Source organism: Streptomyces iconiensis (assembly GCF_028657195.3).
In the GTDB taxonomy this organism is placed as follows: Bacteria; Actinomycetota; Actinomycetes; order Streptomycetales; family Streptomycetaceae; genus Streptomyces; species Streptomyces iconiensis.
Genome location: NZ_JANCPR020000052.1, coordinates 1 through 24,463, shown reverse-complemented (window position 1 = coordinate 24,463; position 24,463 = coordinate 1). Strand labels below are relative to the sequence as shown.

The 24,463-nt window shown below is 71.7% G+C and carries 16 protein-coding genes; 5 read left to right on the top strand and 11 right to left on the bottom strand.

Annotated elements, in window-relative coordinates:
• The first annotated feature begins 142 nt into the window (after positions 1 to 142).
• A complete protein-coding gene (locus NMN56_RS35430) occupies positions 143 to 2,203 on the top strand; it encodes an N-acetylmuramoyl-L-alanine amidase (RefSeq protein ID WP_430542795.1) in 2,061 nt (686 codons plus the stop codon).
• Here the strand turns inward: NMN56_RS35430 and NMN56_RS35425 are convergent.
• The 3 genes from NMN56_RS35425 to NMN56_RS35415 all read right to left on the bottom strand — a co-directional run bounded on the left by NMN56_RS35425 (position 2,190) and on the right by NMN56_RS35415 (position 8,509).
• Positions 2,190 to 4,622, bottom strand: coding sequence for a glycoside hydrolase family 95 protein (locus NMN56_RS35425; protein ID WP_274039316.1), 2,433 nt, complete (start codon positions 4,620 to 4,622; stop codon positions 2,190 to 2,192). The genes NMN56_RS35430 and NMN56_RS35425 overlap by 14 nt on opposite strands.
• Positions 4,623 to 4,704: 82 nt before the next feature.
• Entirely contained in the window at positions 4,705 to 5,202 is a 498-nt protein-coding gene (locus tag NMN56_RS35420) for a glycosyltransferase family protein (RefSeq protein ID WP_274039315.1), read from the bottom strand.
• Between the two features lie 37 nt (positions 5,203 to 5,239).
• The gene (locus NMN56_RS35415) at positions 5,240 to 8,509 is read right to left on the bottom strand and encodes an AAA family ATPase (RefSeq protein ID WP_274039314.1); all 3,270 of its coding nucleotides are present in this window, start codon (positions 8,507 to 8,509) and stop codon (positions 5,240 to 5,242) included.
• 324 nt (positions 8,510 to 8,833) lie between these two features.
• On the opposite strand from NMN56_RS35415, the gene NMN56_RS35410 reads away from it, so the two are divergent.
• Positions 8,834 to 11,227 carry a HelD family protein gene (locus tag NMN56_RS35410; protein WP_274039313.1) on the top strand — a complete coding sequence of 798 codons (2,394 nt, stop codon included), beginning with the start codon at positions 8,834 to 8,836 and terminating at the stop codon, positions 11,225 to 11,227.
• On the opposite strand, the gene NMN56_RS35405 is transcribed toward NMN56_RS35410, so the two are convergent.
• The 5 genes from NMN56_RS35405 to NMN56_RS35385 form a co-directional block, all read right to left on the bottom strand.
• Entirely contained in the window at positions 11,220 to 11,438 is a 219-nt protein-coding gene (locus NMN56_RS35405; protein ID WP_274039312.1) for a DUF397 domain-containing protein, read from the bottom strand. The genes NMN56_RS35410 and NMN56_RS35405 overlap by 8 nt on opposite strands.
• Positions 11,439 to 11,598: 160 nt before the next feature.
• Positions 11,599 to 12,765 carry a thiolase domain-containing protein gene (locus tag NMN56_RS35400; RefSeq protein ID WP_274039381.1) on the bottom strand — a complete coding sequence of 389 codons (1,167 nt, stop codon included), beginning with the start codon at positions 12,763 to 12,765 and terminating at the stop codon, positions 11,599 to 11,601.
• An 8-nt stretch (positions 12,766 to 12,773) separates the two neighbouring features.
• Complete coding sequence (locus NMN56_RS35395; protein WP_274039311.1) at positions 12,774 to 13,925, bottom strand: thiolase domain-containing protein; 1,152 nt, start codon at positions 13,923 to 13,925, stop codon at positions 12,774 to 12,776.
• Positions 13,925 to 14,923, bottom strand: coding sequence for a Zn-ribbon domain-containing OB-fold protein (locus NMN56_RS35390; RefSeq protein WP_274039310.1), 999 nt, complete (start codon positions 14,921 to 14,923; stop codon positions 13,925 to 13,927). Before NMN56_RS35390 ends, NMN56_RS35395 begins: the two co-directional genes overlap by 1 nt.
• Positions 14,924 to 15,050: 127 nt before the next feature.
• Positions 15,051 to 15,854 (bottom strand): crotonase/enoyl-CoA hydratase family protein, encoded by an 804-nt coding sequence (locus NMN56_RS35385; RefSeq protein WP_274039309.1) that lies wholly within the window; start codon positions 15,852 to 15,854, stop codon positions 15,051 to 15,053.
• A gap of 222 nt (positions 15,855 to 16,076) precedes the next feature.
• Here NMN56_RS35385 and NMN56_RS35380 point away from each other — a divergent pair, with 222 nt between their 5' ends.
• From NMN56_RS35380 to NMN56_RS35370, 3 genes are read left to right on the top strand one after another with little or no spacing between them, the layout of a single operon-like run.
• The gene (locus tag NMN56_RS35380) at positions 16,077 to 17,708 is read left to right on the top strand and encodes an acyl-CoA synthetase (protein ID WP_274039380.1); all 1,632 of its coding nucleotides are present in this window, start codon (positions 16,077 to 16,079) and stop codon (positions 17,706 to 17,708) included.
• On the top strand, positions 17,701 to 18,945 hold the full coding sequence (locus NMN56_RS35375; RefSeq protein WP_274039308.1) for an NADH:flavin oxidoreductase: 1,245 nt from the start codon (positions 17,701 to 17,703) through the stop codon (positions 18,943 to 18,945). Before NMN56_RS35380 ends, NMN56_RS35375 begins: the two co-directional genes overlap by 8 nt.
• Before the next feature lie 21 nt (positions 18,946 to 18,966).
• Entirely contained in the window at positions 18,967 to 19,767 is an 801-nt protein-coding gene (locus NMN56_RS35370) for an SDR family oxidoreductase (protein WP_274039307.1), read from the top strand.
• A gap of 281 nt (positions 19,768 to 20,048) precedes the next feature.
• Here NMN56_RS35370 and NMN56_RS35365 read toward each other — a convergent pair whose 3' ends face one another.
• From NMN56_RS35365 to NMN56_RS35355, 3 genes are all read right to left on the bottom strand, one after another.
• Positions 20,049 to 20,753, bottom strand: a complete 705-nt coding sequence (locus NMN56_RS35365) for an alpha/beta fold hydrolase (protein ID WP_274039306.1) — start codon at positions 20,751 to 20,753, stop codon at positions 20,049 to 20,051.
• 18 nt (positions 20,754 to 20,771) lie between these two features.
• Entirely contained in the window at positions 20,772 to 22,256 is a 1,485-nt protein-coding gene (locus NMN56_RS35360) for an amino acid permease (RefSeq protein WP_274039305.1), read from the bottom strand.
• 375 nt (positions 22,257 to 22,631) lie between these two features.
• A complete protein-coding gene (locus NMN56_RS35355; protein ID WP_274039304.1) occupies positions 22,632 to 24,182 on the bottom strand; it encodes an acyl-CoA synthetase in 1,551 nt (516 codons plus the stop codon).
• Positions 24,183 to 24,463 lie beyond the last annotated feature (281 nt).

The following is a 24,463-nucleotide window of genomic DNA, read 5'->3' as shown; positions in this document are numbered from 1 at the left end:
TCTGTACCGGTGGCGCCGTGCAGTTGGGATGACGTGCGGCTTTTCCGCGCGGAAGGGATGATTGACGGATCGTCGGCCAGCCGATACCTCTGTGGTCTGCTCGCGCCTTGATGGCCAGGGCGCACTGTCCGAGGAGGCCGCGTTGCCTGGTTCCTTCCCTGACCCCCACAGACGTCCAGAGCCGACAGGACAGGTCACGGCGCCGACCGAAGGGCGTCGGCGTGCGAAGCGGTCGGTGCTGGCGGGTGCGGCGGTGGCGGCGCTGATGGTGCCGCTGCTCTCGGCGGGGCCGCACGCGGCTGCCGAGCAACCCCGCCAGGCCCGTACTTCTCAACAGGGCACGCTCCAGGGCGAGTTCGCGGAGGCGGCCCAGCGCTATCGGGTGCCTGAGCGCGTGCTCCTGGGCGTTTCGTACCTCCAGTCACGCTGGGACGCGCACAAGGGGGCGCCGAGCGTGTCCGGCGGCTACGGCCCGATGCACCTGACCGACGCGCGTACGGCGCTCGCCGCTTCACGTTCGCAGGGCCACGGGGGTACCGAGGACGCGCGGGGCGACACCGCGCGCCCTGCCCGTGTCGCCGCGCACGGTGCCGCCACCTCGTCGGGGAAGCTGCCCGCACGGCTGCGAACGCTGGAGCGCGCGGCCGAGCTGACCGGTCTGCCGCGCGAGGAACTGCGCACCTCGCCCGCCGCCAATGTGCGGGGCGGCGCCGCGCTGCTGGCAGCGGCGCAGAAGCGGCTGGGGCAGCCGCTGAGCGCCGATCCCGCCGACTGGTACGACGCCGTGGCCACGTACCCGGAGGGCGGGAGCGGGCGCCCCTCGGCGACGGCGTTCGCGGACGACGTGTTCGACGTACTGCGCCGGGGCGAGCGGCGCGTCACGGACTCGGGTGACTCCATGGCGCTCAAGGCCGGTCCGGCCGTGCGCACGCCCGGCGCCGAGAAGGCACGCGGTGGCGCTCGGGGCTCCGCGAAGGCGCGCGGTGCCGAGTGCCCCAGAAGCGTGGACTGCGAGTGGCTGCCGGCTCCGTACGAGGAGTTCACGAACGACCAGGGCGAGGAGGACTACGGCAACCACGACACCTCGCGGCGGCCGTCCTCGCAGAAGATCGACTACATCGTGGTGCACGACACCGAGGCCACCTACGAGACCACGCTGAAGCTCGTCCAGGACCGGGAGTACGTCTCCTGGAACTACACGCTCCGTGCGTCGGACGGGCATGTGGCGCAGCACGTGCGGAACAAGGACACGGCCTGGCACGCGGGCAATTGGTACGTCAACTCCAAGTCGGTCGGCCTGGAGCACGAGGGCTTCCTCACCGATCCTGACGCCTGGTACACGGAGGCGATGTACCGCAGTTCGGCGCGGCTGGTGAAGTACCTCTCGCGCACGTACGGCATTCCGCTGGACCGGCAGCATGTGATCGGGCACGACAATGTGCCGGGCACCACGCCGTCGTCGATCAAGGGCATGCACACCGACCCGGGGCCCTACTGGGACTGGCAGCACTACTTCACGCTGCTCGGCAGGCCCTTCACGCCCGAGGCGGGCAAGGGCGGCGAGCTGGTGACCATCCGGCCCGACTACGACCGCCACAAGCCGGTGTTCACCGGGTGCGACACCTCGGGCAAGCCGTGCCCGGCGCACGGTTCAGGCGCCGTACGGCTGCACTCGGCGCCCGACGCGTCCTCGCCGCTGGTCAAGGACGCCGGTCTGCGCCCCGACGGCAGCGCGTCCACGACGGGCGTCAACGACACGGGCGCACGCGCCTCCACGGGCCAGCGGTACGCGGTGGCGGAGCGCAAGGGCGCGTGGACGGCGATCTGGTACCTCGGCGACAAGGCGTGGTTCCACAACCCCCGTAAGGAGCCGACGGCGGTGCCCGCGCGGGGCGCCATGGTCGAGCCCAGGCGGGGCAAGGAGGAGATCCCGGTCTACGGGCGCGCGTACCCGGAGAAGGAGGCGTACCCCCAGGGCGTGCCGGTGCAGCAGCTGGTTCCGCTGCCGTACAAGGTGGCGGCGGGTCAGCGGTACGCGGCGGGCCTGAAGACGCGTGGCGAGTATCTGTACGCGGCGGACTTCGATCCCGGCGCCGAGAAGTTCACGGTCGTACGCGGCAAGCAGACGTACTACCAGATCCAGCTCGGGCACCGGATCGCCTTTGTCCGTGCCGAGGATGTGCGGGTGGTCAACTCCCGCTAGTTCCGGCCCTGTTGAGGGTGTAGGTGTGTCCTGCGAGGGCGGCGAGCACGAGGGTGCCGTCGTCCTCGCGGCGTACGGGGACGGGGCGACGGGTCGTGCGGTCGCGCGCGGTGACCTTGCCGTCGAAGCCCCGTACGCGCAGGTCGCCGTCGCGGCCGGGAGTGAGGGCCGCGCGGCGTGGTCTGCCATCTGCCCAGTCGATGCCGACGGTGACGTCCCCCGCAGCGCGCAGTCCCCGCACCGTGCCCCGGGGCCAGCGTGAGGGCAGTGCGGGCAGCAGTTCGACGGTGCCGTGGTGGCTCTGGAGCAGCATCTCGACGACGCCTGAGGTGCCGCCGAAGTTGCCGTCGATCTGGAAGGGCGGGTGGGTGTCCCACAGGTTGGGCAGCGTGGACTGCTTGAGGAGCTGGGTGAGCATGGTGTGGGCGTGGTCGCCGTCGTGGAGCCGGGCCCAGAAGTTGATCTTCCATGCCTTGCTCCAGCCGGTGCCGCCGTCCCCGCGCGCGGTGAGCGAGACCTTCGCCGCCTCCGCTTCCCTGGTGCCCTGTCCGATCTGGTTGCCGGGGTGCAGCGCGTAGAGGTGGGAGACGTGCCTGTGGTCGTCGTCCGGGTCGTCCAGATCGGCCTTCCACTCCTGCAACTGGCCCCAGGAGCCGATCCGCAGGCCGGGGTCGAGCCGGTCGAGGGCCGCGCTCAGTTCGCGCTGGAGCGCCGCGTCGGTGTCCAGGACGCGCGCTGCCTCCAGGGTGGTGGTGAACAGTTCGCGGACGATCTGCTGGGAGATGGCGGCTCCCGCGCTGAAGTCGCCGTGTTCGGGCGAGTAGCTGGGGCTGGCGACGAGCTTCCCGTCACGGGGGTCGGTGTGCAGGGTGTCGAGCCAGAACTCGGCGGCGCCCTTCATGGCCGGGTAGGCGGTGCCGCGCAGGAACCCGGTGTCGCGGCCGAAGCGGTAGTGGTCGTACAGGTGCCGGCACAGCCAGGCCCCGGCCTCGGGGAACCAGAACGCGGTGGCCCAGTTGTCGACGCCGGTGAAGCCGTAGGGGTTGGTGTAGCCGTGCACGGTCCAGCCGCGTGCGCCGAACATCTCGCGTGCCGACTTCCGGCCCGGTGCGAGCAGCGCGCTGACGAAGCGGTGCAGGGGCTCGGCGGTCTCCGCGAGGTTGGCCGCCTGCGCGGGCCAGTAGTTCATCTGGACGTTGATGTTGGTGTGGTAGTCGGCGCTCCACGGGGGCTCCGTGCTGTGGTTCCAGACACCCTGAAGGTTGGCGGGGAGGCTGCCGGGGCGCGAGGAGGCGATGAGGAGATAGCGGCCGTACGCGAAGTAGAGGGCCTCCAGCGCACGGTCGCCGGGCGAGGCACCGTCGGCGTACCCCTTGAGGAGCTGGTCGGTCGGCACGCCCTCCGGCATGGCCTGGCCGATGTCGAGGCGTACGCGGTCGAACAGCGCCGCGTGGTCGGCCACATGGGCCTTCCTCAGCGCGGCATGGCCGTGCCCTGCCGCCGTGTCCACGGCCGAGGTGACGCGCGCGTGCGGGTCCTCGCCCCGGTAACGGGGGTACGTGTCGGCGTAGTTGGTGCCGGCCGCGAGGACGAACCACGCGCTGTCGGCGTCCGTGACGGTGACGGTGCCGTCAGCGCCTTCGGTGCGGGTGCCGCCTTCGGCGCTGACGAGGAGCTGCGCCTCGTAGGCGAGTCCGTTGTCCTGGAGCGTGCCGCTGAGGGTGATCCGTCCGTGCGCCGCGCTGAGCGCGGCGCCTCGGTGCGGTGTCTCGATGCGGGCTGTGAAGGTGACCTGTCCTGGCCGCGAGGCGGAGATACGGCCGATGAGGGCGCCTGCCGGGTGGGAGGCGAAGTACTCGCGGGTGTGGGTGACGCCGCCGTCGGTCCAGCGGACGCGGGCCGTGGCATCGGCGAGGGTCAGTTCCCTGCGGTAGCCGCCGGGTGCCGACGGTGCGCCGGGGAAGTCGAGGCGCAGGTCACCGAAGGTCTGGTGGGCACCGTAGGCCCGGGTGTCCTGACCCAGCTCGGCTGCGACGCTCTCGGGTTCCGCTGTGCCGTTCGCGTCGAGGGTGCGGCGAACTCCTTCGAGCGCTCCGGGGCGTGGCTCGCGCCAGTTGCCGTGGTCGTAGCCGGTGGAGCCGGGGCCGCCGGTCCACAGGGTCTTCTCGTTGAACTGGAGGCGTTCGGAGGCGACGGTGCCGAAGACCATGGCGCCGAGCGCGCCGTTGCCCAGCGGCAGCGCCTGTGTCTCCCAGTCGGCTGCCGGACGGTCGTACCAGAGCGCCAAGTCATCGGAGGAGTCCGGACGGTCATGCCCCGTATCTGCGCCCTGCGCCGTGCCGAGACCTGCGACGGCGAGCGCGGCGCCCCCTCCGATGGCCGTCTTGAAAGCGGCTCTCCGGGATATGCCTTGCCTCATCGTCAGCCTCCAGCGAGCAGCACGGACCATGACCTGAACGGGCAGCCGTCAGGCTAGAGATCCGATGAAAGCCCGGCAAGGGCTACTGCTGGAACATCTCGGCCGGCAGCGGCTTCAGCAGTGCGTAGAGGTCGTTGGTGATGGGCCTGTCCCAGCTGGCGATGGTGACCAGCACGCCGTCGCTGCGGTCGAACTGCACGCAGGAGATGCGGTCTTCGGACAGCTTGACGCGGCGGACGATCAGGAGGTTGTCCTCGTGCATCACCGGGTCGTCCTCGGTGCCGACGACCGAGATCTCCTCCTCGTTCTCCAACGCGGCGAGCAGCTGCGCGACCTCGAACGGCACCTGGTCCTCGCCGACCTCGCGCGCGGGCGAGCCCTCGGGGAGATTCCCGATGATCATCGCGGGGCCGCGTCCCCCGAACAGGTCGTAGCGCAGGAAGACGCCCTGGCACGTGCCGTCGGGAGCGGGGAGGAGTCCGGCACCGAGATTCCCGGGCCAGTCGGACGGGTCCATGGCCAGGACATCGAAGTCCGGGCCCGCTGGCACGGCAGCGCTGCGGCGGCGGAGGAACGACATGCCGCAATAGTACGTGGCCCCCAAGGAACAGCCCGCGTCAGTCTCCCCCGGGGGCCGCGACCCCGGGCTCATGCCCCGCCGGCGCCTGCCGGGCCCCGCGCTCCGGCGGGCCGTGCAGCCCGGCGAGGTCCGTACCGAGCTTGCGGCAGACCCCCGAGAGCAGCGGTCCGATCGCCGCCTCGCGTACGCCCATCTCGCGGGCGATGTCCGCCACACGGGTGCCGCGCCCCGCGAGGTCGGCCACCGTGCGCTCCTGGGCCGTGAGGGTGTCGCCGTCGTCGCTGGCGCTCTCGTCGCACCCGCGGTCGTTCTCACCGCTGGCGCTGTCGTCACGGCCGCTGTCCTCGCCGCCGTCGCTGCCGCCGGCCGGCGGGCGCTGTGGGAGGCCCGCCGCCGCGAGTTCGTCACGTGCGCGGGCGGCGAGCGGGGTGGCGCCGCACCGTACGGCGCCTTCCAGGCCCCGGTGCAGGTTGCCGGCGGCTTCGCCGGCGAGACCCGCCTCGCGCAGGGCGGCCCCGAGAGCGACGAGGGCCGCGGCCAGTTCGCGGGCCGCGGGTGCGCGTTCCAGGTGGCCGACGGCCGCGCGGAGCAGTTCGAGGCGCGCTGGACCGGTGCGCAGCAGGGCACTGGCGTGCAGGGCCTGGCCGAGCGCTGAGGGGGCGCCGAAGCGCCGTGCGCGCTCGACGGCCTCGTCCGCCGTACGGACAGCGCGCGCGTGCTCCGTCGTGGCGAGGGCCTCGGCGAGCCTGAGCTGCCATGGGCACCAGGCGGGATTGCGCATGCCGCGTGGTTCCAGCCACTGCCCGGCGGCCATGAGCTTCGCCCCGGCCTCCTCGCGGTGCCCGCGTGAGAGGAGCAGCCCCGCGTACACCGTCGAGGGGTCGGGGTGGACGACGACGTCGCGCGTGGCCTCGCCGTACGCGTGACGCTCGGCGGTGCGCCATGCCTCGTCCACCTCTCCCCTGGCGAGCAGGATCTCGATGAGGATGCCCGGCGCGCACCACTGTGGCGGGATCTCGCTGCCGGTGCGCCCGGCGATCCTTAGCCCCGTACGCACCAGTTCCTCGGCGTCGGCGAGCCGGCCCCTGCGATGGCGTACGAGGCCGAGGAGGGCGAGGCCGGAGGCGAGGTGGCTGCCGCGCAGCCCCGCGCGCTCGCACTCGGCGATGCCGAGCCGGAACAGTTCCTCGGCCCTGCCAGGCCGGTCGCAGTACAGGAAGGTGAGCGCGACGAGGACGGGGACCTCGAAACCCCACTCCTCGTCGGTCCAGGACAGCCCGTCGCCCAGCGCCTCTTCGGCGTGGACCAGTGCGGTGGCCGCCGGCTCACCGCGCACCACGGCGTCCCAGCCACGCAGCCCGAGCAGGTACCGGCCCGCCATGCCGCGCTCCGCGGGGGCGGCGGCGAGCACCTCGGCAGCGAGGCCGGAGAGCCCGGGGATGCCGGAGAGGCCGGAGAGGCCGTCGAGCCCGCGCGAACGGCCGGGCCCGTGCTCGCGGTCCCCGCCGTTCTGGCCCTCGCTGTCACCGACCCCGTCGCGGTCGCAGCCGCAGCCGCCGTCACTGACGCCGTCATCGTGGGAGCCGCCGTGGAAGGTGCTCCACAGGAACTGCTCTGCCCGCATTCGCAGCCGGGTGCCGGTGTCGGTCGCGCGCAGCGCCTCCTGCCCGGCCGTACGGACCGCCTCGCCCATGCGCTCGGTACGGCCGAGTGCCTGGGCGAGGCGGTGGACGACGAGGGCGCGCAACCCGGAGTCCAGCTCCGGCTCTTCGAGCGCGGCGCGCAGATGGTTGACGGTCGCTGCCGGGGCGTGGGGAAGGGCGGAGCAGCCCAGTTCGTAGAGCACTCTGGGGCGGTCGCGCAGCGGGGGCGGTTCCCGCAGGGCGCGGCCCAGGCAGCGGTGCGCCGCTTCGGGCGCACCGGCGCTGAGGTGGGCGCGGGCAGCCTGGCGCAGCTCCTCGACCACGGCGGGGTCGCCGTCGGGGTGGATCTCCAGCAGATGACGGGCCGACGCCGTGACGCCCCTTCCTGCGGCGACGACGGAGGCCGCCGCCTGGCCGTGCAGCGCGGTACGCAGGCTGTCCGGGATCGCGCGGTAGACGGTGGCGGCGAGCAACGGGTGGCTGAACTCCAGCGGTTCGCCCGCCTCCGGGTGCCCGTAGCCGTACCCGGCGCCGGGCCCCTGACCGTGCTCCGTGCCGTGGATCCGGTCGGTTCCGGTCCCGAACTCCGTTTCCGCGCCCGTCATTTGAGGGCGCAGCACGCGTGCGGCACGCAGCGTGCCGGCGGCGTGCCGCGCCTCGTCGATGCCCAGGGCGGCGACGCTCGCGGCGAGGCGCAGCGTGGCGCCCGTACCGAGTACGGCGACGGCCCAGCTCAGCCGTACGCAGGGGAGGCCGAGGCGCTGGAGGCGGTCGATGAAGCCGTCGCCCTTGACCGCCCGGGCGAGTTCGCTGATCCGCGGCACATTGTCCTGCTGCGGCTTGAGGCCGCCGTCGTACGCGAGCGCGACCAACTCGGTGACCTCGAAGGGGCTGCCTCCGGTGACGGCCTGGCACTCCCGGCAGAAGGCGGCGTCCGGGTGGTCGCCGAGGCGCCGCCCGACGAGGTCCGTGACGGCGTGTGTGCTCAACGGCGCGAGGGTGTGGGGCCGTTGTCCGCCGTGTTCGGTGAAGCGGCGGAAGCCGGCGGCGCCGACGGGCAGTTCGCCAGGGCTGTATCCGGTGAGCAGCAGCAGGGGGAGCGCGTCCGTGAGCGCCGCGCAACCGGTCAGCCAGGCCAGCGAAGCGGGGTCGGTCCAGTGCGCGTCGTCCACGAGGAGGACGAGGGGTGCGTGCGGTACGGCGAAGCGGGCGAGGAGCCGGTCGAGTCCGTCGCGCACGCCCTGTGGATCGGGGGTCCTGCCGTCGTCGGACAGCGCCGTGAGTCCGACGGCGGGCGCGAGGAGGTCGTACCAGGCGCCGAGGAGTGCGCGGTGTCCGCCCTCACCGGCCGTGGCGAGCAGGGGCCGTACGAGCTGGCGCACCACGTGGAAGGCGGATTCCTGTTCCTGTTCACCGCCGCACGCGCGCAGCACGGTGCAGCCGCGTGCGGCGGCGCGCGCCCCGGCCTCGGCCAGCAGCGCGGTCTTGCCCGATCCCGCCGGTCCGGCGAACGTGAGGACTCCGCCGGTCAGGGCGCCCCCGTGGTCCGCACCGTCCCTGTCGCCGCACAGGAGGGCCAACCGCCGCTCAACGGCGGACAGTTCGGCTTCCCGCTCCAGCAGTGTCCGGCCCTCGGGCGCCGGGCGGCCCGCGTTCAGCGCCATCCTCGTCCTTACCCGTCCATACTCCTCCGGCAGGTGTCGCCGAGCGTACGCCGGTGGGGACTTGCCGTTGTGCGGTGCGGAGACATCGGTGCCGACTCCCCCGCAGTTCCCTCACGACACGCGCACGCGGGGGCACCTGTGCGCCGGCGCCGCACCTCTGTGCACCGCGCGGATCGCGCAGCTGCACACGGGGGCCGGGTGCTGAGGAACTCGGGGAAGCCGGCGGAAGGGAGCCCGCTCCGACGGGGAGCGTGGTACGCTCACGGGTTTATGGCGGGACCAACTTCACCGCATAAACTATCCGTTGGGGAGTTTATCAGTCGCATGGAACGCCGTCAAGAAGAATCCGGAGAAGCGCCCGAGGCCACCGCTCTGAGCAGGGCGGTCGACGCCGAGCAGCGGTACGTCGACGTGCTCTACGCACGGCTCGACGACGAGCGTCAGCAGACGGAAAAGCTCCTCGCCGACGTCAACCTGCACGGCGCCGACGGCGGCAATCCGCAGGCACTCGCTGAGCGGGAGGCGGGAGCCGGCGAGTACGCACGGCGGCTGGGGCAGCTCAACTCCGTGGACAGCGGCCTGTGTTTCGGCCGGATCGACCTGTCGGGAGACGGGAGCGCGGGCCCCACAGGGAACGGGACCGCGGGCGGGGACGGGGGCGGAGCCGGTGCCGGGGGCGCGGGCGGGGGCCCTACGCACTACATCGGCCGGATCGGGCTCCGTGACGCAGCGCAGGAGTCGCTGCTCGTCGACTGGCGTGCGCCCGCGGCGCGGCCGTTCTACGCCGCGTCTCCCAGCGCCCCCGGCGACGTGCTGCGCCGCCGCCATCTGCACACCTCGGGGCGCCGGGTGACGGGGCTCGACGACGAGGTCTTCGACCTGGAGGGTATGCCCGAGCGGGAGCGCCGGGAGCTGGTGGGCGAGGCGGCGCTGCTCGCGTCGCTGCGGCGGGGCCGTACCGGGAGGATGTCGGACGTCGTCTCCACCATCCAGGGCGAACAGGACCGCGTGATCCGCTCGGGGCTGCCCGGGGTGCTCGTCGTGCAGGGCGGGCCAGGTACGGGCAAGACCGTGGCGGCGCTGCACCGTGCCGCGTATCTCCTCTACACCCACCGGCGCACGCTCGCACGCAGAGGCGTCCTGGTCATCGGGCCGAACGCGGTCTTCCTGCGCTACATCGGCGAGGTGCTGCCCTCGCTCGGCGAGACGGACGTGGTGCTCACCACGCTCGGCGGGCTCTTCCCCGGGGTGAGCGCGGAGGCCGAGGACGGCCCCGAGGCGGCCGTGGTCAAGGGCGACCTGCGGATGACCGGGGTGCTCGCGCGCGCCGTCGCGGCGCGGCAGCGGGTTCCCGGGCCCGGCGGGCTGCCCGTTGTCGTGGAGGGCACGCGCCCGGGCACGACGGAGACGCTGACGCTGCCCTACGAGGAATGCGTGCGGGCACGCCAGCGTGCGCGTGGCCTGGGGGTGCCGCACAACGTCGCGCGCAAGCGGCTGGTCACGGATCTGCTGGACGCGCTGGTGCGGGTGCGGGCCGAGGCGGCCGACCGGCCGCTGGACGAGGAGGAAGTGCGGCACGGGCCAGGCGAGTTGTGGCGGCAGCGCAGCGTGCGGCGGGCGCTGGACACGCTGTGGCCTCCGCTGGAGCCCGGTGAACTGGTCGGCTCGCTGCTCTCGGACAAGGCGGCGCTGGAGGAGGCGGCCGGAAACCTCCTGGACGCGCGCGAACGCTCCGCGCTGTGGCGCTCGCAGGGCGCGGCGTGGACCGTCGGGGATGTGCCGCTGCTGGACGAGGCGGCCGAACTGCTCGGTACCGACGACTCGCGCGAACGTGCCCGGCTGCGCGCCGAGGCGGCGGAGCGGCGCGAGGAGGAGACGTACGCGCGGGAGGTGCTCCAGCTCACCGGTCTGGACGGCACGGGCCTTGTGGACGTGGGGGAGTTCGTCGACCGGCATCGCGACACGGGCCCCGTACGCACCACGGCCGACAGGGCGGCGGCCGACCGTACCTGGGTGTACGGGCATGTGATCGTGGACGAGGCGCAGGAGTTGTCAGCGATGGACTGGCGGACGGTGATGCGGCGGGTGCCCGGGCGTTCGATGACGGTCGTCGGGGATGTGGCGCAGACGGGCAGCGCGGCCGGTGCGCGCGCGTGGCAGGACATGCTCGGCCCCTATGTGGGCGAGCGCTGGCGTGAGGAGCGGCTGACCGTCAACTACCGCACTCCGGCAGAGGTGATGGAGCCCGCCGCGCGGCTGCTCGCGCGGGTGGCGCCGGGGCTGGAGCCGCCCGAGTCGGTGCGCGAGGGCGGCGGGCCTCCGCTTTCGGTGCGTGCGGCGCCCGGCACGCTCGCACGCGAGGTCGCGGCCACGGTCGGCAGGGAGCTGGCGGAGCTGCGTGCCGGGGGCGGCGGGCGGCTCGCGCTGATCGCGCCCGGCGAACTGACCGGCCCGCTGGCCGCCGCGCTGCCCGAGGACGTACGGGCGGTGCGCGGCGGTGGCGCCGCGGTGCTGGAAGCCCCCGTGGCGGTGCTGACGGTGGCGCAGGCGAAAGGGCTGGAGTTCGACCGGGTGGTGGTCGCCGACCCGGTGGGGCTCGCCTCGCGTGGGCCGCGGGGAGGGCACGACCTCTATGTCGCGGCCACCCGGGTCACCCAGCGGCTCGTCCTGGTGCACGAGGGCGCACTGTCGGGCGTCGCACGGCTGCTGCTCACGTGAGGTCGAAGTCGCCCTCGCGCGCGCCGCGTACGAAGGCACGCCACTCCTGCGGGTTGAAGATCAGTGCGGGGCCCTCCGGTTTGCGTGCGTGCCGCATCGCGATGAACCCCTCGACGAAGGCGATCTCGACATCGCCCGTACCCCGGCTGCCCGACTGCCACTGCGCCCGGCTCAGATCGAGTTCCGGCTGCTCGGTGATGCTGTTGGCCACGCCTGTGCTCCTCCCGGTCGTCGTCCCGGCGCCACCCTAACCACGGGTACGTGCGTGCGGACAGGGCTCGGTACGGGGAAGCAGGGAACGGGCCGGCCGGTAACGGGGGCCCGCCGCACGCCGGTTCGCACGCGGTGGGCCCCGCAGCGGAGCGAGTGGGTCACGAGGCGGGGGGTTCGGCGCCGACGAGCCACATGGAGAAGAACTGCGAGCCGCCTCCGTAGGCGTGCCCGAGCGCCTTGCGGGCCCCTTCCACCTGGTGGTCGCCCGCCTGCCCCCTGACCTGGAGCGCGGCCTCGGCGAAGCGGAGCATGCCGGAGGCGCCGATGGGGTTGGTGGACAGCACGCCGCCCGAGGGGTTGACCGGCAGGTCGCCGTCCAGTTCGGTCGCTCCTGACTCGGTGAGCTTCCAGCCCTCGCCCTCCTCGGCGAAGCCGAGGTTCTCCAGCCACATCGGCTCGTACCAGGAGAAGGGGACATACATCTCGACCGCGTCGATCTCCCGGCGCGGGTCCGTGATGCCCGCCTGCCGGTACACGTCGGCCGCGCAGTCGCTGCCCGCACGGGGCGAGACCGCGTCCTTGCCCGCGAAGAGGGTGGGCTCGCTGCGCATGGCGCCGCCGTGCACCCAGGCGGGCGGGTGCGGCGCGCGGCCTGCGCCCTCCCTGTCGGTGAGCACCATGGCGCAGGCGCCGTCGGACGAGGGGCAGGTCTCGGAGTAGCGGATGGGGTCCCACAGCATCGGCGAGGCACGCACCTTCTCCAGGGTGATGTCCTCCTCGTGCAGGTGCGCGTACGGGTTCTTCAGCGCGTTGCGGCGGTCCTTGAAGGCGACGAGCGAGCCGATGTGGTCGGGCGCCGCTGTGCGGTGCATGTAGGCGCGTACGTGCGGCGCGAAGAACCCGCCCGCGCCAGCGAGCAGCGGCTGCTGGAACGGCACCGGCAGCGAGAGGCCCCACATGGCGTTGGACTCGGACTGCTTCTCGAACGCCAGGGTGAGCACGGTGCGGTGGACGCGGGCCGAGACCAGGTTGGAGGCGACCAGCGCGGTGGAGCCGCCGACGGAGCCCGCCGTGTGGACGCGCAGCATGGGCTTGCCCACGGCGCCGAGCGCGTCGGCCAGGTACAGCTCCGGCATCATCACGCCCTCGAAGAAGTCGGGCGCCTTGCCGATGACGACGGCGTCGATGTCGGCCCAGGTCAGTCCGGCGTCCTCCAGGGCCCGTACGGCGGCCTCGCGTACGAGTCCCGCGATGGACACGTCCCTGCGTGCCGCGACGTGCCGGGTCTGGCCGATGCCGACGACGGCGACGGGTTCCTTGCTCACGGTGCCGTTCACTCGGGGTCTCCTTCGGATCCGTCGGCCGCTGCCGCTGTTCCTGCCGCTGTTCCTGTCGCCGCCCCGGCGGGGGTCGCTTCGAGCACGGCCACGAGGTTCTGCTGGAGGCAGGGGCCGGAGGTGGCGTGCGCGACGGCGCGGCGGGAGGCGCCGGCGCTGATGCGTGCCGCTGCCTCGCCGATCCTGATCAGGCCCGCCGCCATCACGGGGTTGGCGGCCAGCGCGCCGCCCGAGGGATTGACGGCTGTGTGATCGCCGTCGCCGAGCCGCAGCGCCTTGCGGAGCACGACCTCCTGGGAGGTGAAGGGCGCGTGCAGCTCGGCGGTGTCGGGCGGGCCCGCCGCCTCGTCGAAGAGCCCGGCGCGCTCGGCGGCCAGGCGGGTGGAGGGCGAGTCGGTGAGGTCGCGTACGCCGAGGCTGTGCGCCTCGATCCGGTGGTCCATCCCCCGTATCCAGGCGGGGTTGTCGCTCAGCCGCCGTGCGGTGTCCCCCGCCGCGAGCACGACGGCGGCTGCGCCGTCGGTGACAGGTGCCACGTCGTGGGTGTGCAGGGGCTGGGCCAGGTGGTCGCCGCGCAGGAGGGTGTCGACGGGTTCCGAACCGCGCAGCTGTGCATGGGAGTTGTCCCGGGCCGACTCCCTGCTGCGGGCCGCGATTCCGGCCAGCGCGCGCTCGTCGGTGTCCCCGGCGTCGATGAGGGCGCGGGCCTGGAGCGCGGCGAGCGAGACGGAGTCGGGCCACAGGGGTGCGACGTAGTACGGGTCGAGCTGGCGGGTGAGCACCTCGGGCAGATCGCCGGCCGAGGACTTGCCGAAGGAGTAGACGAGCGCGGTCTCGGCCTCGCCCGTGAGGATCTTCACCCATGCCTCGTAGAGCGCCCAGGCTCCGTCCATCTCCACATGGGACTCGGAGATCGGCGGCCAGGCGCCGACCCCGTCCAGGGCCATCGTGAAGGAGAAGGCGCGGCCCGCGAGGTAGTCGGAGGACCCTGAGCAGGTGAAGTCGATCTCGCCCGCCGCCATTCCCGTCTGCCCCAGCACGTCACGCAGCACCGGCAGCAGCATCTCGACCTCGGACAGCCCGTCGGTTGCCCGTACGTGGTCCGTCTGCGCGAAGGCGACGACGGCGACTTCCCTCGGGCTCGTCATCACAGCAGCTCCTTGTACGTGTCGTAGTCGGCGTCCGGCTCTCCCGTGGGGCGGTAGTGGTCCGGATAGCGCCCGCCCTCCGCCCACACGGGCTCGACGCGCAGCCCCATGCGCACCTGGTCGTAGGGGAGGCCGGCGATCCGTCCGTGCAGGGCCAGTCCGGCGCCGTCGAGGGCGATGTGGCCATAGACGTAAGGGACTTCGATGTCCAGATTCTTGGCTTTGATGTTGACGATGCAGAAGCTGGTGACCGTGCCAGAGGGGCCGACCTCCACCTGCTCGTCGGTTGCCACTCCGCAGGTGGGGCAGGCGCCGCGCGGCGGCACGTACACCTTGCGGCACTCGGGGCAGCGCTCGCCGAGTGTGTGGTGGCCTGCGAGCGCGTTGAGGTAGCGGGTCTGGGCGCGGCCCGGTGTGTAGACGTAGTCGAGGCGTGCGGGTGCGGTGATGCCGGTGACGGCCTCGCCCGGGAACTGCCCGTCGTGGGCGCGTGGTTGGGCACGCTCGCCCGGCCCGTCAGCCCCTGCTTCCGCCCCTCCCTCCGGCCCTTCGTGCGGTTCGAAGCACGCGATGTCGGTGATCTCCCCCTTGCGCTCCGCCGCCCAGCGGATGCGCACGCGCATGCCCGTCCGTACGGCGTCGGGGCCCGGTGCGTCCAGCGCGTGCAGGAGCGCGCTGTCGGCGCCGTCGAGGCGGACCAGCACCCACGCGAAGGGGCGTGCGAGGGGCTGGCCCCTGCGCGGTGCGGGGTTCCAGCTCCAGGTGGTGACGGTGCCGGTCTGGCCGACCTCGGCCAGGTCGCGGATCTCCTCGGCCGTCACAGGGTCGTACTCGGCCGGCGGCACGAGGACACGGCCGTCACCGGCTCTGACGCCGAGCACCGTGCGCTCCCGCAGCCCGGTGAGGAAGGCGGACTGGACGGGTCCCAGGGAGCGGGTGAAGGGGAACTCGACCACGAGGGGTGCGTGGAGCGCTTCTTGTGCGGGTGCCGGGTTCATCGTTGGCTCTCCTTGATCTCACAGGCAGGCCCTGGTCTACGGGCAGGCGTCGCACGGGCTGGGGCACCACGGGCCGCCCACGGCGGGCCACGGGGCACCACCGCGAGGCGGCAGTCCGCCGGGGCGCTCATGCGCGCCGGAAGCGGGGCTCGCGCTTCTCCGCGAACGCGCGCGAGCCTTCCTTCGCGTCGGCCGTGCCGAACACGGGCCAGCCACGCTCCAGTTCGAGAGCGAGTCCGTCGGTCTCGCACAGTTCCGCCGTGTCGTAGACGGACGCCTTGACCGCCTCCACGGCCAGCGGCCCGCACGCGTTGACGCGTTCGGCGATCTCCAGCGCCTTGTCCAGCGCGCTGCCGTCCGGGACGACGTGCCCGATCAGCCCGATACGGGCCGCCTCGTCCGCGGGGTAGGGCCGCCCGGAGAGCAGCATCTCCAGCGCGTGCGTGCGGGGGATCTGGCGCGGCAGGCGGACGGTGGAGCCGCCGATGGGGAACAGTCCCCTGCGCACCTCGTAGAGGCCGAAGACGGCGCTCTCGCCCGCGACGCGGATGTCCGTACCCTGGAGCATTTCCGTACCGCCCGCCACACAGTGGCCCTCGACGGCGGCGATGACGGGTTTACGCGGCCTGTGGTGGCGCAGCATCGCCTTCCAGTGCAGGTCGGGGTCGGCCCGCATGCGTTCTCTGTAGTGGTCGCCCGCCATCGCGCCGCCGTCGGCCAGGGCCTTGAGGTCCATTCCGGCGCAGAACGTACCGCCCGACCCGGTGAGCACGACGGAGCGCACGGTGTCGTCCTCGTCGGCCTCCAGCCAGCCGTCGTAGAGGCCGACGAGCATGGGCAGTGACAGCGCGTTCTTGGCCTCCGGACGGTTGAGGGTGAGCACGAGGGTGGCACCCACGCGCTCCAGGGACAGATGCTCTGTGCCGCCCATAGCTGTGTCCTCCCGTCTCTCCGCCTTTGCGGACCCAGACCTGGAACAGGTTGCAGTAGCCGTGCGGCGAGTTCAAGAGTTTGCTGACGCCCAGTCAGATTAGTTGTGCCGCGACCCTTCCCGTCTCCGCGCGCCGGTGCTCTGATGACCGCACCCCAACCAGCACAGCCGACAGCCACCTACACACGCACCTACGCCTGTCAGGGTCTGGAGGAACGCGCCGTGGAGTACAACCTTGCCGACCTGTTCGAGTCCATCGCCGATACCGTCCCCGACCGCGAGGCACTGGTGCACGTGGATCACCCGGGCACGGGTGAGGAACGCAGGCTGACGTACGGGGAGCTGGACCGCGCCGCGAACCGCCTCGCGCACCACTTCGCCGACAGCGGCATCACGCCGGGCGAACACGTGGGGCTCCACCTGTACAACGGCGTCGAGTACGTACAGACGCTGCTGGCCTGCCTGAAGATCCGCGCGGTGCCTGTCAACGTCAACTACCGTTACGTGGCGGACGAGTTGGTGTACCTCTACAAGGACGCCGACCTCGCGGCGCTCGTGTTCGACGGCGAGTTCACCGAACGTGTCGCCTCCGCGCTGCCGCACACCGGCAAGCTGCGCCATCTCGTACGGGTGGGAGCGGCGCCGGGGGACGCGCCGGAGCCCGGTGTGGCACCCGTGGACTTCGCGGCGGCCGAGCGCGCGGGATCGCCCGAGCGGGGATTCGGCCCGCGCTCGGCCGACGACCTGTTCATCATCTACACCGGCGGCACGACCGGCATGCCCAAGGGCGTGATGTGGCGGGCCGAGGACCTGTTCTTCTCCGGACTCGGTGGCGGGGCCCCCACGGGAGAGTCCGTCTCGCGCCCGGAGGAACTGGCCGAACGGGCGGCTGCCGGAGGCGAAGGACTGGTCTTCTTCCCCACTCCCCCGCTGATGCACGGCACCTCGACGCTCACCCTCTTCATCGGCCTCAACTACGCGCAGAAGGTCGTCATCCACCGCAAGTTCGTCCCCGAGGAGGTGCTGCGCACCGTCGAGCGCGAGAAGGTGACGGCGGTCTCGCTCGTCGGCGACGCCATGCTCCGCCCCCTGGTGGACGCGCTGTCGGGCCCGCTCAAGGGCACCGACTGCTCCTCGCTGCTGGCGGTCTCCAGCTCGGGCGCGATCCTCTCGGAGACGGTGCGCGAACAGTTCTCCGCACTGGTCCCGCACACCCTGCTCATCAACAACTTCGGCTCCTCCGAGTCCGGCTTCAACGGAACGGCGACGGCCGACTCGGGCCCGGGCAAGGGCTTCCGTATCACCGTCAACGACGGCACTGCCGTGGTCGACCCCGCCACACACCGCCCCGTCCCGCCCGGCGAGGTCGGCAGGATCGCGCTGCGCGGCCATGTGCCCCTGGGCTACTACAACGACCCCGCCAAGAGCGCCGAGACGTTCTTCGAGGCGGACGGCGCGCGCTGGGTGCTGCTCGGCGACATGGCGACCGTCGACGACGACGGCGTGGTCACCGTCCTCGGCCGCGGCTCGCAGTGCATCAACACCGGTGGCGAGAAGGTGTACCCGGAAGAGGTCGAGGAGGCGCTCAAGTCGCACCCCGACATCTACGACGCGCTGGTCGCCGGCATACCGGACGCGCGCTGGGGCAACAGGGTGGCCGCCGTCGTCCAGCTCAGGGAGGGCGCGGAGCCGCTCACCCAGGACGCCGTACAGGCACACACCCGTACCCGGCTCGCCGGGTACAAGGTCCCCCGTACGGTCGTGATCAGCGACCGTATCCAGCGCTCGCCCAGCGGCAAGGCGGACTACAGGTGGGCCAAGGAGACCGCGCTGAAGGCAGCGCGCGATGCCTGAGCCGACCTCGGCGCCACCTCCCGGACGGCCGGCACCGCGCGACGCGTTCGCGCCCGCGCGCCTCGGGCCGCTGACGCTGCGCAACCGGATCGTGAAGGCCGCCACCTTCGAGGGACGTACACCCGAAGCGCTCGTCAGCGACGAACTGGTCGCCTTCCACCGGGAGGTGGCGGCCGGCGGCGTGGCGCTGACCACCGTCGCCTACTGCGCCGTCGCACCCGAGGGACGCACCGAGCGGCGGCAGATCCATATGCGGCCCGAGGCGCTGCCGGGGCTGCGGCGCCTCGCCGCAGCCGTGCACGAGGAGGGCGCCGCCGCCTCCGCGCAGATCGGCCACGCGGGGCCCGTGGCCGACGCCAGGTCCAACCGCGCCGAGGCCGTCGCCGCCTCGCGCCGCCGCAGCCCGCTGACCGGGCTCGCCGCGCGCGCCGCCACCGAAGCCGACATCGCACGCATCGTGACGGGGCACGCGGACGCCGCCGAGATGGCGGCCGAGGCGGGCTTCGACGCCGTCGAATGCCACTTCGGCCACGGCTACTTCGTCAGCTCGTTCCTCAGCCCCAAAAGCAACAGACGCCAGGACGAGTGGGGCGGCACCCTGGAGAACCGTGCCCGCCTCGCGCGGCTCGTCGCGCGTACGGTCCGCGAGCGGGTCGGGCGGCGGATCGCCGTGACCGCTAAGCTCAACATGGAGGACGGCGTACGGGGCGGCTTCTCCGTCGAGGAATCGGTACGCGTGGCCCGCATGCTCCAGGACGACGGCCACCTGGACGCCCTGGAACTGACGGCCGGCAGCTCGCTCGCCAACCCCATGTACCTCTTCCACGGCGACGCGCCCGTACGGGAGTTCGCCACCGCGTTTCCCCAGCCGCTGCGGCTGGGCATCCGCGTGTTCGGACGGCTCTTCCTGCGTACCTACCCGTACGAGGACTGCTACCTGCTGCCGCAGGCACGGCGCTTCCGTGCGGCCCTCGACATGCCGCTGATCCTGCTCGGCGGCATCACGGGCAACGCCGCTCTCGGCACCGCGATGGACGAGGGCTTCGAGTTCGCCGCCATGGGCCGGGCCCTGCTGATGGAACCGGCACTCGTCTCCCGGATGCGGGACGCCCAACTCGCGTCCCACCAGGCGGAATCACCAGGCGCCGAGGCCCGCTCCGCATGCATACATTGCAACAAGTGCATGCCGACGATCTACAGCAGAAGCCGCTGTGTGGTCGTGGACCCGATCGCCTGACCTCCCGGAGGGAGCGCACGTATGCGGCATCCGTCGACCTACGTCATCACCGGTGCCGCATCAGGAATGGGGGCCGCGCTCGCCGGAAAGCTGCGCGCCGAGGGGCACCGCGTCCTCGGGATCGACCTCGCGGGCGCGGACATCGAGGCGGACCTCGCCACGGCGGACGGGCGCGCGGCGGCGCTCTCCGCGATCACCGAGAAGTCCGGCGGCGTCGTCGACGGCTTCGTACCTCTCGCCGGACTGGCCGCCGCCACCGGGCGCGCGGGGTCGCTGCTGGTGTCCGTCAACTACTTCGGCGCCGTGCGGCTGCTGGAGGGGATACGCCCCCTCCTCGCCCGCTCCCCCGCCGGCCCGGCCGCCGTGCTCGTCTCCTCCAACTCCGCCACCTGCCAGCCCGGTTGGTCCGTCGAGCTGGCCGAGGCGTGCCTCGCGGACGACGAGCCCGCGGCGTGCGCGCTCGCGGACGGCCACGGGTGCGTGGCCAGTTACCCCGCCACCAAGGCGGCCCTCGCGTGGTACGCCCGCGAGCGCGCCGTCACCGACGGGTGGATCGGCTCCGGGATACGGCTCAACGCCGTGGCACCCGGTCTCATCGACACGCCCATGACCGCGGCGGGGCGCGTCGACCCGCTCACGGCCGACGGGATGGCCCATTACCCGGTCCCCGCCGGGCGGGGCGGGCGGCCAGCGGAAATCACGGCCCTCATCCGCTTTCTGCTGTCGCCCGCCGCGTCCTTCTGCGTGGGCGCCGTGATGACGGCGGACGGGGGCACCGAAGCGTTGCTGCGCTCCCGCGCATGGCCTCACGTGTGGGAGTGACCCCTTGCTTCCCTTGTTCCCTTTGCTTCCCGGTCGGGGCTGAGGGGTTTCCCCTTCTTTCCGGTTTGGTGGGGTGCCCTCTTTCCGCCGCGACGGCGCGCAACCAGCACGGTGGTGTACGGCGGTGCCGAGCCGTCCCCAGGTGGCTGGCTGCGGTTCGGCACCGCCGGATACGAGGGTTTCGGCTGGGCGCCGTTGCGGCGGAAGGAGAGGGGGCCGCCCCCTCCTCACGGGCCGAGCGAGCACACGGTGCCCCGCAAGGTGGAGGGGCACCCCGTTGCTTACTCCGTGAGGAAGGTGAGGACCGCTGTGGTGAATTCGAGGGGGCGGGACTCGTGGACCAGGTGGCCGGCGCCGTCGATGGTGATGTGGCGGGCGTTGGGGATGCGGTCGGCCATGAGGGCCAGGTCTTCCTGGGGGAGATGGCTGGACGCGCCGCCGCCGATCAGGAGCGTGGGCGCCGAGATCGCGGAGAGGCGGTCCCACCAGCGCGGGTCGGGTTCGTTGCGCTGGCGGGTCCACTGGACCTTGACCTCCCAGTCGAACGGCGGTGCGTCCGGCGGGGGTTCGGCGCTGACCTCCTGCGGGGGATCGAGCGGGCGCATGGCACCCGTCTCCTCCAGCACGAGCCGGTCCACCCGCTCGGGGTGTTCCTGCGCGAAGAGGTAGGCCACAACGGACCCGAAGGAGTGGCCGACCAGGATCACGGAGTCGAGCCCGAGCGCGTCCAGGAAGCCGAGCAGGTCGTTTCTGTAGTCGTCCATGGCATAGGCGCCTGGCCAGTCGCTCTCGCCGTGACCGCGCAGATCCAGCGCGTAGAGGGGGTGGTCGGCGCCGAGTTGGGAGATGAGAGGGCCGCGCCAGTCCTCGCCGTCCTCGCCCAGGCAGTGCAGCAGCACGATGGGACGGCCCGCCTCCGCGCCCCAGGCGCGGTAGACGAGCCGCACACCGCCCGTGCGGACGGTTCGTGTTCCGTTTCCGCTCATACGGGGGACCGTACCTCGCTAGTCGTCCTTCTTTCCGAAGGAGGGGGGCTGGGTGTCGGAAGGGGGCTCCGCGCCCGTGGTGGCGGGGCGCTTGGCCATCTCGGACTTGCGGTAGGAGTACGCGAAGTAGACGACGAGGCCGATCGCGAACCACACAGCGAACCGCACCCAGGTCTGCCACGCGAGGTAGGTGGTGAGCCACAGCGAGAAGATCACGCCGAGCGCCGGTACGACGGGCATGCCCGGCGCCTTGAACTTACGCGGCAGATCGGGCTGCCTGTAGCGCAGAACGATCACGGCGATACAGACCACCACAAAGGCGAGCAGGATGCCGATGTTGGTCATCTCGGCGGCCTCCTCGATGGGCAGGAAGCCCGCGATCAGCGCGGAGCCGCCACCGACGATCCAGGTGACGCGGGTGGGCACCTTGCGTACGGGGTGGGTCTTGGCGAACCACTTGGGCAGCAGACCGTCGCGGCTCATGGCGAACCAGACGCGGGTCACGCCCATCATGAAGGTGAACATCACGGTGAGGATGCCGATGATGGCGCCCACGGCGATGATGTCGGCGACGCCGCTGAGGCCGACGGACTTGAAGGCGGTCGAGAAGCCGCTGTCGGGGTCGATCTCCTTGTAGTTCTGCATGCCCGTGAGCACCAGGCAGACCAGGACGTACAGCACCATCGAGATCACCAGCGAGTAGATGATCGCCTTCGGCATGTGCTTCTGCGCGTCCTTGGACTCCTCGGCCGCCGTACTCATCGCGTCGTAGCCGAAGACGGCGAAGAAGACGGTCGCGGCACCCGTGAAGGCGCCGGAGAGACCGAAGGGGAAGAACGGCTTGTAGTTGCCGGTCTTGATGTGGAAGAAGCCGACGACGATGACGAGCAGGACGACCGCGACCTTCAGGACGACGACGACCAGTTCGAAGCGCGCGGCGCTCTTGATGCCCCGCGTGAGGGCGAACGCGATCAGCAGGCAGAGCAGCGCGGCGAACAGGTCCACGCGGTGCCCGTCGCCCGTACCGGGCGCGCCGAGCATCCAGTGCGGCAGGCTGGCGCCCATCTCGTTCATCAGGAACGAGAAGTATCCGGAGATGCCGATGGCGACCACCGCCACAATGGCCGTGTACTCCAGCAGCAGGTCCCAGCCGATGAACCAACCGCCGATCTCGCCCAGCACGGCGTAGCCGTAGGTATAGGCGGAACCGGCCTTGGGGATGAGGCCGGCGAACTCGGCGTAGGAGAGCGCCGCACAGGCGCTCGCGAGCCCCGCGACCAGGAACGAGATCAGTACGGCGGGGCCGGCCTTGCCGTTGGCGACGGTGCCCGCGAGGCTGAAGACGCCCGCGCCGATGATGCCGCCCACGCCGATGGCGGTCAGATGGCGGAGGCCGAGTGTGCGGGAGAGCTGCTGTCCTGATTCCGCTCCGCTTCCTTCGTCCTCGATCTGCTCGATGGGTTTGCGGCGCAGTACGCCTTCGCCGCTCCAGAGCCCGGCCATGGGTCTGTCCTCTTCTCGCCGTTGTCGCTGATGCCGGAGTTGTCACTCGTGTTCGAGTGCTGGGGATACCAGAGGTCTCGGTGGGGCCGAGTTCTCGGTGGGGCCGAGTTCTCGGTGGTGCCTGAGCGCTTGTGGTACTGAGCGCCCGTGGTGCCGGAGCACCGTGGTGCCGGAGCGCTCGTAGTACCTGAGCACCGTGGTGCCTGAGCACCGTGGTACCTGAGTACTCGTGTCCGAGTGCTCGTGACACCCGAGGTCTCGCTGGTATATACAACTACCGGTCGATCATGATGGACCCGACAGGGGCGTGTGAGAAGTGGGCGCCAGGTCTCCTTTCCATATCGTTCGCGGCCGGACCGTTTGCTTACGCGCTGGTCAGAGCACCCTTTCGCGTCCCTCCCAGTACGGTTCGCGCAGCCTGCGCTTGTAGAGCTTGCCGTTGGGGTCGCGGGGCATCTCGGCGATGAAGTCCACCGATTTGGGGCGCTTGTAGCCCGCCAGCTGCGCCTCGCAGTGCGTCAGGATCTCCTCGGCGAGGGCCGGCCCGGCCTCGTGGCCCGGTGCCGCCTCGACCACCGCCTTGACCTCCTCGCCCCAGTCGTCGTGCGGGATGCCGAAGGCCGCGGCGTCGGCGACGGCCGGGTGGGTCAGCAGGGCCGACTCGATCTCGGCCGGGTAGATGTTCACCCCGCCCGAGATGATCATGTCGATCTTGCGGTCGCGGAGGAAGAGGTAGCCGTCCTCGTCCAGATAGCCGAGGTCGCCCACGGTGAAGAAGTCCCCGATACGGTTCTTGCGCGTTTTACCCTCGTCCTTGTGGTACGAGAACCCGCCTGTGCTCATCTTCATGTAGACCGTGCCGAGTTCGCCGGAACCCAGGCGGTTGCCGTCGTCGTCGAAGACGGCCAACTCGCTGATGGGCCAGGGCTTTCCGACCGTGCCCGGCTTCTTCAGCCAGTCCTCGGCCGTCGCGAAGGCGCCGCCGCCCTCGCTCGCGGCGTAGTACTCCTCCACGCAGGTGCCCCACCAGTCGATCATCGCCCGCTTCACATGGTCGGGACAGGGCGCTGCGCCGTGGATGGCGTGCCGCATCGCCGAGACGTCGTACGCGTTCCGCGTCTCTTCCGGCAGCGCGAGGAGGCGGTGGAACTGGGTGGGCACCATGTGCGTGTGCGTGCACGCGTACGTGTCCATCAGCCGCAGCATCTCCTCCGGCGTCCACTTGTCCATCACCACCAGCCGGTGCCCGATGTGCAGGGCCGCTGCGGCGAACTGGAGCACCGCTGTGTGGTACAGCGGTGAGCAGACCAGGTGCACGTTGTTGTCGTGCGGCCGTATTCCGAAGATCGCCAGGAATCCGCCGAGGTACGTTTCCTCCGGGGGTTTGCCCGACAGGGGGCGGCGAATGCCGCGGGGGCGTCCTGTGGTGCCGGACGTGTAGTTCATGACCCAGCCGCTGGTGCGGTCCTGGGGTGGCGCTGTGTCCTGGCCTTCCAGGAGGGATTCGTACGGCCTGAAGCCGGTGATCTCTCCTACGGCGTAACGGTGTTCGGGCGGTACGCCCGCCTCGTCCGCCGCGGCTTTCGCCGTGTCCGCGAAGCGGGTGTGTGCGAGGAGGGCCTTCGCGCCGGAGTCCTGGAGGATCCAGGCGATCTCCGGGCCTACGAGGTGGTGGTTGACCGGGACCATGTAGAAGCCGGCCTGGGTCGCGGCGAGGTACGCCGCGAACAGTTCCGGGCCGTTGGGGAGGATCGCGGCGAAGGCGTCGCCGGGGCGCATGCCGGTTGCTCGTAGGCCGTGGGTGAGGCGGTTGCACTCCGCGTGCAGGCGGGACGCGGTCCATTGGGTGCCGTTGGGGGTGGTGAGGACTGTGCGTTCGGGGTCTTCTTGGGCTAGGGCCCAGAAGCCGTTGGGGGCATCCGACATAGCTGTCTCCTCTCGTTGTTTCGGGGCTTCGCCCCGTGCCCCTGTTGTGGTTCCTGTGGGTTGAAGCCCGCTCCTGTTCCTAATGGGGCTTCGCCCCTTTCCCCGTTGGCCTCGCCGGCCGGGCGTCGGGGGGCTCCGCCCCCCGGCAATCCCCCCGCCAAAAGGGGCTCCGCCCCCTCTGGACTCCCCCGCCCGTATCGGGACCAGCCTCGAAGTGAGGGTGAGGGAGGGGTTGTTCGGGGCGTATCGGGTTGAGGGGGGAGCAGGGTTCAGTGGGGAGG